This is a genomic window from Asticcacaulis sp. P2_B1, assembly GCF_056404915.1.
Genome location: NZ_JBFUDD010000004.1, coordinates 58,899 through 73,656, shown reverse-complemented (window position 1 = coordinate 73,656; position 14,758 = coordinate 58,899). Strand labels below are relative to the sequence as shown.

Genomic DNA, 14,758 nt, shown 5'->3' with positions numbered 1-14,758 from the left:
CGCATCATTTAGTCGCTTACCGGCGGGAGCATAAACATCAAAAAGCCAGCCTACACGGCCGTCGAGGATCGCAAAGCGGTGCTCGACGGCCTGCGCAATCTCAAGATGGCGCGCTCCGTCCATGCCTATGTCAGGGGCAATACCTCGCAGTTCTACAACTGGCTGGGCGGCCAGGACCTCGCCCTGCCGCAGGGACCGCCAGTATGGATTTGCGGTGACTGCCATGTCGGCAATCTCGGCCCCCTGGCCAGCGCCAAGGGCCGCATCGACGTCCAGATCCGCGACCTCGACCAAACCGTGATCGGTAATCCGGCCCACGACCTGATCCGCATGGGGCTTTCCTTGGCCAGCGCGTCCCGCGGCTCCGATCTGCCCGGCGTCACCACCGCCAAGATGATCGAGCACATGGTGCTCGGCTACGAACAGGCCTTCGCTTCCGACGACGAAGAAACCGCCGTCGACGAGCCACAGTCGGTCGAGCAGGCCATGCAAGCCGCCGTCCAGCGCAAATGGAAGGACCTGGCGCGCGAACGCATCGGTGACGTCACGCCGGCCATTCCCCTGGGTAAAACCTATTGGCCGGTCGCGAAGACGGAAGACGAGGCACTGCGCGCCCTGTTCGACGGTGAGAAGATGCGCCGGCTGGTGACCTCCCTGCGCTCGCGCGACGACGACGCGACAATCGAGGTGCTCGACACCGCCTTTTGGGTCAAGGGCTGCAGTTCGCTTGGCAATTTGCGCTACGCCGTCCTGGTCGCTATCGGCAAAGGCAAGGACCGTGAACTGTGTCTGATGGACGTCAAGGAGGCGGTGAAGGCGATCGCGCCAAAGGCGGCTGTTAAGGGCATGCCCAAGGACAATGCCGAGCGCGTTGTCGAAGGCGCCTGGCATATATCACCTGCCCTGGGCGGTCGGATATTGGCCGGGCGATTACTGGATCACTCGGTGTTCGTACGCGAACTGCTGCCGCAGGATATCAAGTTCGATATAGATCACCTGACCCAGGCCGAGGCGACGCGGGTAGCGCGCTTCCTGGCCCTGGTCGTCGGCAAGGCCCATGCCCGCCAGATGGACGAGGCGACCCGCAAGGCGTGGCAGGTGGAACTCAGCCGCAACCGCTCGAAAACCCTGGACGCGCCGTCATGGCTGTGGTCGAGCGTGGTCAAGCTGGTCGAAAGCCACGAGGGCGGCTATCTCGAACACTGCCGTAAATACGCGATGAATGTCGCGTAGGCGTCCTGCGCGTCGTGGATTCCAAGGTCCTGGCGAGATACGGAGTAGCTGAGGCCTGATTCACGGAAAATCCGCACTCCGAATGAGATGCGGCGGGCCTTTTGGCGGTTAAATTCTTTGCCATGACGTGGCGCAGGCGGTGTCCATTGATGTGGTATTAAAATAACGCATAACTATAAGCTCTGGCCATTCGGAGCGGCGGTTTTGTGTGAATAAGGGATCCACTACTCCGAATCTCGGCAAGCCCATCCCGGGCGCACACAAAAAGGCGCCGGCCGAAGCCGACGCCTTTCATGCCTACTAACGCAAACTCAATACTTATCCCGCAACCGGCCGCCGAGGGCCGCCGCAACACTGGCGATAAAGGCCCCGATCAGCAGCGACAGGAACAACACGGTAAAGACACCGACCGCCGTCTTGCGCGCCGTTTCCGCCGCTTGGGCGGCCTTTTGCTTGGCCAGATCGATCTGGGTGAACATGGCGTTGACGCGGTCGTCGGCCTCTTGCGGCGAAATACCGGCGCGGGCCGCCACCTGAGCATCAAGATAGGCCTTGTCCTGCGGGCTGACGGCGCCGTTCTTGATGCTGGTCACAACAATGCGCGTGGTCTCCGCTGTCACCTCGGCCGTGGTAGCTGTCGCGGACGGCGTGTTGCTGCGATAGAGGGTATCGACCTGATAGGCGAGGGCGTCATTGCTCGCGGCGCCCATAGCCGTGCCGGCAGCAACGGTCGATCCGGCCTCGACACCGGCATGAACTGTATTCATGGTGACGCTGGCGACCAGCCCCAGCGTGAAGATGGTGGCGACCGCCCAGGCGATAAAGCCATGCGCCGTGTCGCGGAAGAAGACCTCGTCGCTATGCAGGTCGGCCCATTTGACGCGCAGCCGGCCGGCGATATAGCCGCCGACGCCCGACGACACCCACTGCATGATGACCAGCCAGATGGCCCAGCCGGCCGTAAAGGTGACGGCGCTTCCGGCTGTGGCCGTAAACACCGAAAACGACGAAAAGCCCAAGGCCGATCCGAGGGGAATCAGAATAAGTGAAATGGCGGCGGCTACGGCGGCGCCGCCGAGAATCGACGACCAGTGAATGCCGGACGAACTCGATTCGTCATTGGGCCCGTCCGTGACGGCCGGACTCAGGTCGGCTAGCGGTTGTGGTGCTTTCATGATGTTATCCCCGCTCAGTGAAACAGAAGCGCGAGAATGATGATGACGGGGATCGGAACCCCGAGAAGCCAAAGCAGAATACCTTTACCCATAGCAACCTCCTGTAAATATTGATGTTCGAAGGTCATGATAGGGAGAAGGCCATCGCCGCGATATGCGTTACTTCGCGGATTTTCGTAATGAAGATGTAAGGCGCGGGGAGCTCCGCTGATCGCTCCCGGCTCCCTTCGTTGCCAATATGAACGCACATGAACGCGCCCATCAAATCCCGTTCATATCGGCGGGTGCAAGGTCGTCGCAAGGCCAGGCCCCGACGATGTCCGTCATGCCCGCAGGCCTATCCGAGGAGAGAGTGCGTTATGGCCGGGTTTCGTTTGACCAGGACTATTATTTTGGCGGCCCTGACCGTGACGGTCGCCGCCGTGGCGGCGCCGGGCATGGCGTCCGCCCAAAATGCCAACACCACCTATCAGGTGACGACCTATAGCGGCGGCTACCATGATCGCGGCGATCACCGCGACCGCCGCAACGACCGTTGGATGGCTAATAGCTGGGACGACGATGCCTGGTCGGACGATAGCCGCTGGGACGACAATGACGCCTGGACCGGGGACGCCTGGAGCCGGAACGACCGTTGGGATCGCGACGACCGCCGTGCCCGCGATCGTGACTGCGACCGTGACCCCTATCATCGCCATCATCGCCACGACCGTTACCGTCATGGCGATCATCGTTGGGACGACCGCCGCGGCGACCATCGCGGCTGGTAATCCCCGAGGCGCCGCGGCCACCTCACCGGCCGCGGCGCCTTTCATCGCTGAAAACGGCGCTTTGCCGAACGCCTTCCCCGTGGCATAAGATAATCAAAAATAAGTATTCCAGCCGCGATCGCTCTCATTCGTCGTGCTTGGCAAGGGCGACCGCCCGCCCGAGCTTGTGCGAGGAGCCATGCGGCGTTTGAGCTAAAAACAAGGGGAAGACGCGTCATGAAGATCAATCTCACCGGTGTTATCATCGCCAGCCTGGCCGGGCTTTTGTTCGGCTTCGACACGGTGGTGATTTCCGGGGTCACAGGCGCCCTGCGCGCCGTCTATCATCTCAGCGAAGCCAATCTCGGCCTGGTCGTCGCGGCCGGCCTGGTCGGCACCTGTATCGGCGCCCTGTTTATGGGCCGGCTGGGCGACAGGATGGGCGGACGCGACGCTTTGCGCGTTATCGCCGCTATGTATATCGCCGCCAGCCTTGGCTGCGCCCTGTCGTGGGGCCTGCCGTCGTTTGTAACCTTCCGCTTCATCTTAGGCCTCGCCATCGGCGGCTCGTCGGTCCTGGCGCCGGTCTATATCTCCGAAATCGTACCGGCCGAGCGTCGCGGCGCCCTGGTCGGTTTGTTCCAGTTCAATATCGTTTTCGGCATCCTGCTGGCCTATCTCAGCAATTACGCCGTCAGCGAAATCCTCACCGGTGACAATGCCTGGAGGTGGAAACTCGGCCTGGCCGCGGTGCCCGCTGGCGTCTTCTTCGTCCTGCTGTTCGCGATCAGCCAAAGCGCACGCTGGCTGGTCGCCAAGGGCCGGCTCGACGACGCCATGACCAGCCTCAAGCGCCTCAACATCCCGGATCCGGCCGCCATGATCGCCGAATTCAGCCGCTCCGACATCGGCCAGGGCAAGCTGAGCTGGGCCCTGCACAAGAAGCCCATCGTGTTCGCCGTCCTGCTCGCCCTGTTCAACCAACTGACCGGCATCAACGCCATCCTCTACTATCTCAGCGACATCTTCGCCGCCGCCGGCTTTTCCAGCGTCTCGGCCGAACAGCAGAGCATTGCGGTCGGCGGCGCCAACCTGCTGGCGACCGTCCTGGGCATGAGCCTGATCGATCGTTTCGGCCGCAAACGCCTGCTGACCACGGGCGCCATCGGCTGTGCCATCGCCCTGGCCGGCGTGGCGGTCATCATGGCGACGGGCCAGGGTCAGCAATGGCTGCTGGCGCTTCTGATCCTGTTCATCGTCTCGTTCGCCTTCAGCCAGGGCGCGGTCATCTGGGTCTATATGAGCGAAATCTTCCCGACGCCCGTCCGCGCCACCGGCCAAAGCCTGGGCAGCGCCACCCACTGGGTTGTCAACGCCCTGATCGCGGCGGTTTTCCCGATGATCGCCGCCCAGACGCGCGCCCTGCCGTTCGTCTTCTTCGCCGTCTGCACGGTGATCCAGTTTCTGGTCATCTCGAAATTCTTCCCCGAAACCAAGGGTGTCGAACTCGAGGACATGCAGAAGACACTATAGGGCCCAATGGCTCTACGTCGCCACGCAATGCCCTCTCCCTTTTCAAGAGGAGAGGGTGGTCGAAGGCCGGGTGAGGGGTTCTTTCTTGAACTCACAGTTTCAATCTGAGATCATCTCGCTACAACTGGACAATATCATCCGATTTCAGCGTCACCTTGCGCGCCGGCCCCAACCGCACGCGCACCGTGGCCGCGGTCTCCGCTACGCCGATCAATGACAACGGCTTTCCGGACAAATCGGTCACCAGCCGCGCTGTTCCGTCGATCCGCCCCAGAACCTTACCCGAAAGGCTCAACACCGCGCCTTTCGCGTCATAATGCATTTCCGCCGTCCCGCCCTTGTCCAATGGCAAACGGAATACCGCCGCCTGCGCCGCCGGATGGCCCGGCCGAACATTCCAGTGCAGGACATTGGGCAGCTCGCACACGCCCGCCAGCCGCCAGGTATAGTCCATCATCACCAGCGCCGCCGGCGAATAACCAGGCGCCTCGGCCTCGGTCACCGCGCCGCTCACCGGATCGAGCTGCTGGCGGAACGTCATATCGGCCTGTAAGGCGCGGCACCACGCGTCCATCATCACTGCAAACGCCGAAGGCCGGCCGTAACGCTCCATCCACCGTCCGGCGCGCAGGGCGGTCAGGGCTTGGCTTGCCCCACCCCACGAATTGGCCGGGATCGGCCGCACGAATTGCGGGTCATCCAGAGCGATCGACGGCAACGGGTACGGCGCCCAGAAGGCCTGCGGATTATGGATCTGCCGCGTCCACAGCTCATCGAATAAGGCCTGGTCCGGCACATGCTCACCGCACACCCGCGTCAGTATATCGCCGCGAATACGGACGAAATTGCCGTCGGCATCCAAGTCATAAAAAGCCGCATCCGCGGCGACATACAAACGCTCCAGGATCAACCGGCGCAAGCTTTCCGCCTTGTCCGCCCACATATCGGCCTCGGCGGCCTTGCCCAAAGCCTTCGCCATCTCGCTCAGCGCCACCCGCCCGCCATAACTCGTCGCCGACAGATCCGGACACAGCCGCGGCAGGGCAAACCCGGCCGGAAAACGCTTGGCGTCCTTGTTCGGGCACTGCGGCGGGATACCAGCCCAGCGCGGCGAATTGTCGTGGCCGGTATCGTAGGTGCAGAAGCCCTCGACCAGCCCCGTGCCGCGCATATTGCGGTACCGCATCAGCCAGTCGTCCCATATCGAACACCCGCGATAGGCCGCCTGCAACAATTCATCATCGCCGGTGGCCTTCGCCACCTCCCACGCCGTGGCGGCGATCGGCACGACCATCTGGATCTGGCCGAAGCCGGTCTCGGCCACCTTGTTGTTGCACGGTAATTGCCCGTCGGCGCGCTGCAGTTCGAAAAAGCTCATATGGCTGTTGCGCGCCACATCCGGGCGGAATTTGCGATAGACCGTGGCCTCGTGCGGCCCACATTCCATCCAGATGCCCTGATAGACCGCGCCCTCGATCAGCACCGGCTGCGAATAGCGCGGCATCATCTGAACATTGGCGGCGAGAACGTTCAGCGCCTTGTCATAGGCCGCCTGCCAACCTGCATTGGAAGTGCGAAACTTCGGCGCAACGGTGTCGGCCCGCGCACCGACCGGCACGGCCGCCGCCGCCATGCCCAAAAGAACCTGACGCCGGATCACGGCCGGTTCTCCGCATGGAACCAGTCGACATCGACAAAACCGCCATCTGCGCCGGTGGTATAGCTGAACAGAGCCGGGCGGCTGCCCTTCCACCACGAGAACCGCCACAGATTGGCCCCGCCCATCGGCACGAAGGTCTTCCCGTCGAAACTGTAGGACATGACCGCCGAACGATCCTCAGACACCTCGGCCCGCAGCTCGATCGTACTCCCGGCCACCAAAGGCCCCGTCGTCTCGACCCCGGCGGACGACAGGGTGACATGATTTTGCCTGCCCTCGCGCACGACCCCGATCCAGATCGGCCGCACCCCGAACAGCGCCAAACCGGCGCGCTGTCCGTCCGTCATGTGGGCAATATCGATCCGCGCCGTCATCGTCTCGTTCGGCCCGTGCAAAACTTGCGTCAACGTATTGCGCGCCGCCACCAGATGCTCCGCGCTTCCCGCATGCAGGCGCAAGTAGCCCGGCCGCGCTTTAAGCGACCAAAGCCTGTCGTCGGGATTATGGTTCCATTCCCACTGCAAGCCCAGCGTCTCGCTCGCGAACTCATCGGAGTCCTGAATCCGCGCATGCGACACCACACCGGTATCGGGCAATCTATAGCGCATGACCGGCTGGCCCGACGTCGTGCCGGGGATAGGATCACCTATGACCGGCCAATCGTCTTGCCACCGCACCGGCTGCAAATGGCCGATACGCCCGAAAGCGCCTGTGCTGTTAAAATGCATGAACCAGCCCTGGCCCGACGGCGTCTCGACATAGCCGCCCTGATGCGGTCCTTGCACAGAGGTCGTACCTTTTTCCAACACGGTCCGTGCTTCATAAGGCCCTTCGACGCTGCGCGACCGCAACACGGCCTCATTGCCGGTTTCGACCCCGCCATAGGGGGCGAAAATATAGTACCACCCGTGTCGCTTATAGAGTTTCGGCCCCTCGAGATAGGGCAGGTTGACCCTGTCCTCGGCGACGATCTTGCCGTCATCCAACACCTTGGTGCCATCGGCGCTCATGTGATGCAGGATCAGCGGCCCGGCGCCGACCTTGCCATGGATCAACCACGCCTGGCCGTCATCGTCCCAGAACGGGCAGGGGTCTTCGTAGCCCGGGCCGGCCATGACCTGCACAGGCGCCGACCACGGCCCGGCCGGATCCTTCGCCGTCGCCATGAACACGCCCTCATCGGGCGTCGGCCAATAGACGTAGAACAGCCCGTCATGAAAACGCAGAGCCGGCGCCCACACCCCGCCGCCATAGCGCGTCCCGGTGGTCGGCTTGGACGTCGCATCGGTCAAAACGACCGGCCCGGGCATGTCGTAGTCGGGCCCGAAGGTCAGTTTCGGCAGGACATGACCGATAATCGTCCAATGCACCAGATCCTCGGATTTCAACACCGGAATGCCTGGTGAGAAATGGAAGCTCGACGCCACCAGGTAATAGGTCTTGCCGACGCGAATGATGTCCGGGTCGGAATAGTCGGCATAGAGGACGGGATTGCTGTAAGTCGCCGGCGCCGCATGCACCGGCGCTGCGACAAGGGCGGCCGCGAGAACGAGATATTTAAGCAATGCGCACCCCCTTCGTATCCGCCGTCACCCGCAGCATCGGCCGGGCGTCCGGCCCGGTCGGAACCACCTTGACGTTCACTAAGGTAAGCCCGGTCACATGCCGCGTCCACAAGCCGTAGGCCGGCGCGTCCCCCAACGTATCAAGCATGTGGGCGTCCGGATAGACACCGTAGAGCTCCGGAATATCCGCCTCGTTCAACGGAGGCTTGACCGTGGGCAGGCTGTCGAGACGGACATCGCGCAGGGCCACGTCCTCGATCGCCCTGGCCGGAATGCCGATGAAATACGACCCGCGCGGACCGTTATCCTCACCGGTGATGCGCTCGAAGACGATCCGCCGCAACGTGCCGACCCCCGGCTTCGGCTCCTCCGGCCGCACCCGCCCACGGTCGTCCAGCCGCAGGAACAGCGGACTGCGGGCGCGGACGATATGGATGTCGCTGGCCAGGATATTCTCCGCCGTGCCGCCGTCGACAATTTCCCATGAAATGCCGGAATCCGCGCCCACCGGCTTGATATGCCGCATCGTGTCCGACACCCCGCCGATCTCGAGATGACGCGCCAGCACATTGCGAAAGACGCTCTGCGAATCCGTCCCCAATTTCAGCGCATTGCATGAGCTGTACAGCGTGCAATGTTCGACCAGGACCTGTTCGGTCGGCCGTTCCGACGCGCCCTTAAAACAGATCGAGTCGTCGCCCGAGCTGATATAACAATGGCGCACGATCACGCGCCGGCAGCCATCGATATCAAGCCCGTCATTGTTGAAATTGGCCTGGTTCTCGACATGCAGGCCTTCGATCAAAAGGTCGTCGCAATTGAGGTAGTTCTGCATCCAGCACGGCGAATCCACCATGCGCAAACCGCTGACATGGACGCGCGTGCAGTCGATGACGCGGATCAAAAACGGCCGACCTGGCGTGCCGTGGATGGTCTCCTCGCCATGGAACGACGCGCCGCGACCGTCGATCGTGCCTTCACCGGAGAGCGCGATATCGCTGCAACCCTCGGCGAAGATCAGCGACTGGTTCATGCCCATATTGCTGTCCATCACGGTCGGGCGTTTCGCGATGCGGTCGGGAAAGTCAGCGAGATCAAGGCTGGCCAGCAGCCGCGCCCCCCTGGCAATATCCAGCCTTACACCGCTGCGCAGGTCGATCGTGCCGCTGACATAGTCGCCGTGCCGCAAACGCACCGTGCCGCCGCCGCGCTGTGCTGCCTGATCGATCGCGGCCTGGATGGTCGTCGTCGCCTTGCCACCGGCATAGCCAAAATCCTCCGGCGTGACGATCAACTTCGGCCCGTGCCACGGTTTTAAAACTGCCTTCAACTCATCCGCCATCCGTTCCAGTGATGTGCGCAGCTCATCGGCCCACACCGGCCCGATAGTGTCGCCGCGCGCCGGCCCGGTCAGGGCCAGCGCGGCACCCACGCCCAGGGCAACACTACGACGGGACGGTTGAAACGATTGGCTCATGACAATACCTTAGTCCTCTCGGGAAAAGAAAACGAGCCCGGCGGTATGAAACGCCGGGCTCAGGTAACCAGGGTAGGCGTCGGGGGCCGCTCCCTGGCGGGAAGGGTTAGAACTTCGCGTCGATACCTACGAAGATCACGCGGCCCTGGACGTCATAGGTCGCCGGTATGGTGTTGTCGCTCGGTAACTGGGTCGAGCCCAGGACCGGCGGATCCCTGTCCAGCGCGTTACGTAGGCCGGCCGTCAACTGAAGCGACGAGTTCAAATCATAGACCATGGTCAGGTCGAGATAGGTCTGGGCGTCGATGACCGGATTGGTCAGGTTTTCCAGCGCCGGATAGGTCTTGCCCTGGGCCTTGGGGACAACGTAGCTGTCTACCGTCACCTTGCCGATATAGCGGGCGCGCGCCGACAGGGTGAGCGGGCCCGTCTTCCACGTCACGCGGCCGGAGCCTTTCCAGTGCGGAATCGGTTGACCGCAGGTGGAGCCGAAGGCCCCGACGCAGGCGTTCTTGATCGTCGGGATGTCCTGGATCGGTGTGACGGTGAACTCTTTCACATAGGTTACATTGGCGCCAAGATCCCAACGGCTGGACCCCAGCATACCCCAATCGGTGCCGAAGCCGTAATGGCCTTCGATATCGACGCCCGATGTCTTGATGCCGCCGATATTGGCATTGGTGGTCGTGACATAGTTGGGGGCGGCGATCTGGCCGGTGATCGGATCGCGATGGATGGCCTGGCAATAGACGCTGTCGGCCTTCTGAATGGTGTTGTAACACAGGTTCAACACGTTTTGCAGGCTGCCGCCGCCCAGGGTCGAGATGGCGTCCTCCAGGGTAATCTTGTAATAATCGACACTGACCACCAGGCCGCGGATCGCCGTCGGCGTGAAGACGGCGCCGATCGTCGTGGTGTTGGAGGTTTCCGCCGTCAGATCAGGATTACCGCCCGTAACCTGGATCAGGAAGTTGGAAGGTTGAATCGACGGATCGAAGACCAGGCCGGCCGGCACGCCCGTAGCGATGCAAAGTTGCCTGACGGCATCGGTCTGCTGGCTGGCGGGCTGGCGGCTCGAGCACGGGTCGCTCGCCGACGGTCCATTGGTGCCAGCGCCGCCGAACAGTTCGCCGACATTCGGTGCGCGAATGGCGTGTTGGTACTGGGCGCGGAAGGCGATGTCGTTATTGACCGCCCATTCCGACCCCAGGGAATAGGTCCAGACATCGCCGACGCCCTTCAAATTATAGTCGGAATAGCGGAAGGCGCCATTGATGCTGAGACGCTTGGCCAAGGCCATCCCGGACAGCAGCGGAGCGCGGACTTCGCCATAGATTTCCTTGACCGTGGTCGAACCGCTGGTCGCCTTGGCGGCGTTCCAGCCCGAGACATCGCCCGAGGCCAAATAGGCGTCGGGAATATATTTGGCGTTGTCGTAGCGCCATTCGAAACCGGTCGAGAAGTCGACGGGCCCAGCCGGCAGGTCGAACGCCTCACCGGTGAGGTTGCCGGCAACGACCTGTTGTTCGGCGCGCAGCCCGGCATTGGACGAGATCAGGATGGCCGTTTTGCCGGCGTCCGTCATGTTTTGGCCGAACGGATTGAGCACCGGCGCCGCGCCGCCTTGCGACAGGATGGCGTTCTGGAAGTGGCTAAGTGAGATCGAGCCGGTCTGGGTGTCGGATTCCGACGTCCTGGCATAGGTGTAATAGACGTCGTAATTCAGGTTGCGCAGGAAATTCGGCGAAGCGTCGCCCAAATGGCCGCGCATGCCGATGGCCGTACGGAAGACCGAATGGTCCGAGGTCGAGAAGCGCGTGCCGATATCGGGCAGGCGGCGGTTGAGGTTCAGGATGGCCAACCCGTCATTCGGCGTGGTCGTCAGGGTCTGGCTGCCTTCGGTGATATTGGCCGGCCCGGTTTCCTTGGCATCCAACTGGACCAGAACATTGCGCATTTCGGGGCTGAGATACGGATTGTTGGTATTGACCAGGAAGTTGCCGGATGCCGAGGTCGGCGCGATCTGCACATCGGCGACATTGTCGCTGTAATGCATTTCCATATAGCCGGTCATATGGTCGTTGAAATCGTAATGGGCAAAGATATTACCCATCCATCGCGTCTGCGGCGTGATGATATAGGACAGGGGGCCCAGATCATAGGCATCGCCCGGCGCCACATAGGGCCGCACCGTCTTGCCGGTCGTGTCGAAAATGGCGCCCAGGGTCGTCATGTTCTGCAAACCGGCCGCGATCAGGGCCGCGTCCAGCGCCGGATTGGAATTGGCCGATCCGACGACCGGCAAATTGCCGATGCGGCCATTGGGGACAGTGGCCGAACCGCTGAAAATCAAGCCCGGGCGGCCGCCGGCCGACAAACAGGTCTGGCCGGACGGCACCGGCATCGGCGTGCCGGCGCGGTCGTCGCTCCACGAATCGGCGGTGACGCAGCCGTCGCCTAAGGAGGTCCCGGCCCAACCTCCGCGGTCGCCGCGCGTATAGCCGCCGCGGTTGAGATAGTCGAGCGATGCGACGACATTGCCGCGGCCGTCGGCGAAATTGCCGCCCGCCGTGATGTCGACCGTCGAGGTCGGCGTGCCGGTATGTTCGTCCCAGCTTCTTTGCACGTTCATCTCGACGCCTTCGAAGTCGTCGCGCATGATGAAGTTGACGACGCCGGTGATGGCGTCGGAGCCATAGACAGCGGACGATCCGCCGGTGACAACTTCGACGCGCTTGAGCAGCGCCGCCGGGATGGTGTTGATGTCGGTGGTGAAGTCGGGGCCGGTAATCGCGAAGCGGCGGCCATTGACCAGGACCAGGTTACGCTGCGGCCCGAAATTGCGCAGGTTCAAGGTGGCGGTGCCGATCGGCTGGCCGGCCTGGACGGTATTGGCGGTCGGGCTGTTGAGCTGCGAACCGGTGAACTGCGGCGTGTCGCGGAGCAGGACGTCGACATTCTGCGTGCCCGACAGCTTGACTTCCTGCTGGTCGAGCACGGTGACCGGCGTCGGCGCCTTGAAACCGCGATTGCTCAAGCGCGAACCGGTGACGACGACGACCGTTTCTTCAGCCTCGGCTTGCGGCGCGGCCACCGGTGCGGCGGGCGCCGACGGGGCAGGCGCGTCGGCACCAATGTCGGCCTTGGCGCGCAGCGAAATGACCGTGCCGTTGTCCGAGGCGACTTCGAGCCCGGTGCCGGCGATCAATTGCTGAAGCGCGGCATGCAAGTCCATATTGCCCTGGACGGCCTGGGTCTTAATGCCTCTCAGACGCCCGGCCGGAGCGATCAACTGGATGCCGGCCTGGCTGGCGAATTCGGGGATGGCCTTGACGGCGTCTTCGGCGGGGACGTTAAACGTCTTGGCTTGTGCCCAGGCGCCCGTGCCCAGCATCAGGCCGATCAGTGCCGTACCTGCGAATAATAACGATTTGCCCGTTGCCTTATATATCGTGTGCATTCCTGCCTCCTGTTCGAGCCCGCCTTTTTGATGGCATGCGGGCTTTCTGAAAGGCTAGACGCACGGACCCGAAAATTTCCACCATGGTGCCGTTAAGAAACTTTCTTCACGTACGAATCCCGGCCAGCTACGTCCACTTGAACGCTATCTTCCCCCTCGCCCCATTCATGGGGAGAGGGTGCCGGGCTTCAGCCCGGCGGGTGAGGGGCCGCCGATGACGACAAGATGTAGAACGCTTGATTCCGGTTGAACCTGACAGCTTCTTGATGCCCTATTGTCCGGAAGCGGGGCAAAACGGTCTTGCCAAACCCTACCGGTGAATCCGCACCTGCTTTTCGCTCACATCCGCATGCAGCCCGAAACTGGCCGCCACGGCCTGAGCGAACCCGACAGGGTCATTGGCCTGGAACAGCCCGGTGATCTCTTCCTTCGCGATAGACGGATCGTCGATCACAATCCGCGTATCGCTATAACGCTGTAATTCGCTAACCGCCTGCGCCAGGGTCTCGCCTTCGAAGGCGATCCGCCCTTCGCGCCAGGCCAGAACCCGGTCGACCTCGGCCGGCTGGACCGAAGCTGTGACGATCGGCTTCAATGCCCCGGCATCCTCATTCGCCGTCGCACGCATATTGACCCCCAGGCGCACTGGCACGGCAGCCGCCGCCTGACGCACATCGACCAACCCCTCACGCACCAAAACCTGAACCGGCGAGCCTTCCAGCTTTTGCACGATGAAACTTGTCCCGACAGCCGACACCACCGCGTCGCCGGCATGAACGACAAAGGGCCGCGCCTTGTCCTTGGCGACGTCGAACAAAGCCTCACCGGCGTCGAGATGGATCAAACGCTGCGTCGCCGAAAACGCCACACGCATACGCGAGTCCGTGTTCAAACTGATGACCGAGCCGTCCGACAACGGCACGACGCGCATCTCGCCGCGCTTGGTAACATAGGCCTGGCCGCGCGTGGCGAAGACAAGCCCGGCCGTCATCACCCCGCCCATGGCCGCGGCCGCGGCGCCGCCCCACAGGAACTGCCGGCGCGACGCGACGGGTTTGGCGGCTCTAAACTTGGCGGGATCGAACTGCTCACCCAGGGCCCGCGCGCGTTCGGAATAGATGGAAACCGCCCGCGCCCGGGCATAGGCGCCGGCGCGGCGCGGATCGGCCGCCAACCAGTCGTCGAGCTCTTTTTCCTCCGCCACGGACAAGACACCGCGATCCACCCGGGCGGCCCAATCGGCCGCGGCGGCGTCAATCTGTTTTGCGGTCTCTTTGGGCGTCAGGTCGGGCATGATCTCTGTGTGTTTTGCTCCCCCACGCCCTAGACGCACGGGTGGTATCATTTCCACTATGTGAAATTAAGTCCATCAGCAAAAAAATGCCACGGCTCATATGTTTTTCGACGGTGCTCTCGGAAAGCCCCAGTTTTCCGGCGACCTCGCGCTGCGACAATCCGCTGACCCGCCGAAGGATAAAGACGTCCCGGATCTTGCCGGGCAGGGTCGCGATCGATTGCGCCAGCCGCCTCAATTCGTCGCGATCGGCGACCTGATCCTCCGGGCTCGATTCGTGGGCGCTGGCCCCCAGTTCGTCGAGATCGTTGACGGCCTGAAACGACACCACCTTGGAGCGGCGGATGTGGCTGACCATGACCGAGTACGCCGTCTGGAACATGTAGTTGCGCACATTGCTGATGCCGGCGATCGATTCGACGGTGATCAACCGGGCATAGGTTTCCTGGACGATGTCATCGATTTCCAGCCCGGCCGGGCGGCGGTGGCTCAGCCAGGCACGCAGGGCTGGCTCGTGCTGCAGCACAAAGCGTGACAACCACAGGGCCCGTTCATCGCTGGCGCGAACCATGCACCCATTCTCCCGTTTTCGATATCGCCGGCGCTTTTTAT

The 14,758-nt window shown here is 62.7% G+C and carries 10 protein-coding genes; 3 read left to right on the top strand and 7 right to left on the bottom strand.

Going from position 1 to position 14,758, the window contains the following annotated elements; genetic code table 11:
* Window positions 1-78: 78 nt before the first annotated feature.
* Window positions 79-1,233, top strand: a complete 1,155-nt coding sequence (locus AC1DX3_RS12245; protein ID WP_476989578.1) for a DUF2252 family protein — start codon at window positions 79-81, stop codon at window positions 1,231-1,233.
* Window positions 1,234-1,544: 311 nt separating this feature from the next.
* On the opposite strand, the gene AC1DX3_RS12240 is transcribed toward AC1DX3_RS12245, so the two are convergent.
* Complete coding sequence (locus AC1DX3_RS12240; RefSeq protein WP_476989577.1) at window positions 1,545-2,408, bottom strand: hypothetical protein; 864 nt, start codon at window positions 2,406-2,408, stop codon at window positions 1,545-1,547.
* A gap of 374 nt (window positions 2,409-2,782) precedes the next feature.
* On the opposite strand from AC1DX3_RS12240, the gene AC1DX3_RS12235 reads away from it, so the two are divergent.
* Both AC1DX3_RS12235 and AC1DX3_RS12230 read left to right on the top strand, forming a co-directional pair.
* On the top strand, window positions 2,783-3,178 hold the full coding sequence (locus AC1DX3_RS12235; RefSeq protein ID WP_476989576.1) for a hypothetical protein: 396 nt from the start codon (window positions 2,783-2,785) through the stop codon (window positions 3,176-3,178).
* A 216-nt stretch (window positions 3,179-3,394) separates the two neighbouring features.
* Window positions 3,395-4,690 carry a sugar porter family MFS transporter gene (locus AC1DX3_RS12230; protein WP_476989575.1) on the top strand — a complete coding sequence of 432 codons (1,296 nt, stop codon included), beginning with the start codon at window positions 3,395-3,397 and terminating at the stop codon, window positions 4,688-4,690.
* 118 nt (window positions 4,691-4,808) lie between these two features.
* Here the strand turns inward: AC1DX3_RS12230 and AC1DX3_RS12225 are convergent, their stop codons facing one another.
* The 6 genes from AC1DX3_RS12225 to AC1DX3_RS12200 form a co-directional block, all read right to left on the bottom strand.
* Entirely contained in the window at window positions 4,809-6,350 is a 1,542-nt protein-coding gene (locus AC1DX3_RS12225) for an MGH1-like glycoside hydrolase domain-containing protein (protein ID WP_476989574.1), read from the bottom strand.
* The gene (locus AC1DX3_RS12220; RefSeq protein WP_476989573.1) at window positions 6,347-7,915 is read right to left on the bottom strand and encodes a glycoside hydrolase family 43 protein; all 1,569 of its coding nucleotides are present in this window, start codon (window positions 7,913-7,915) and stop codon (window positions 6,347-6,349) included. Before AC1DX3_RS12220 ends, AC1DX3_RS12225 begins: the two co-directional genes overlap by 4 nt.
* Complete coding sequence (locus AC1DX3_RS12215; RefSeq protein WP_476989572.1) at window positions 7,908-9,392, bottom strand: glycoside hydrolase family 28 protein; 1,485 nt, start codon at window positions 9,390-9,392, stop codon at window positions 7,908-7,910. The genes AC1DX3_RS12220 and AC1DX3_RS12215 overlap by 8 nt, the downstream gene beginning before the upstream one ends.
* 106 nt (window positions 9,393-9,498) lie before the next feature.
* Window positions 9,499-12,852 carry a TonB-dependent receptor domain-containing protein gene (locus AC1DX3_RS12210; protein WP_476989571.1) on the bottom strand — a complete coding sequence of 1,118 codons (3,354 nt, stop codon included), beginning with the start codon at window positions 12,850-12,852 and terminating at the stop codon, window positions 9,499-9,501.
* Between the two features lie 310 nt (window positions 12,853-13,162).
* The gene (locus AC1DX3_RS12205; protein WP_476989570.1) at window positions 13,163-14,146 is read right to left on the bottom strand and encodes a FecR family protein; all 984 of its coding nucleotides are present in this window, start codon (window positions 14,144-14,146) and stop codon (window positions 13,163-13,165) included.
* Window positions 14,106-14,717, bottom strand: a complete 612-nt coding sequence (locus AC1DX3_RS12200) for an RNA polymerase sigma factor (RefSeq protein ID WP_476989569.1) — start codon at window positions 14,715-14,717, stop codon at window positions 14,106-14,108. The genes AC1DX3_RS12205 and AC1DX3_RS12200 overlap by 41 nt, the downstream gene beginning before the upstream one ends.
* Window positions 14,718-14,758: the final 41 nt, after the last annotated feature.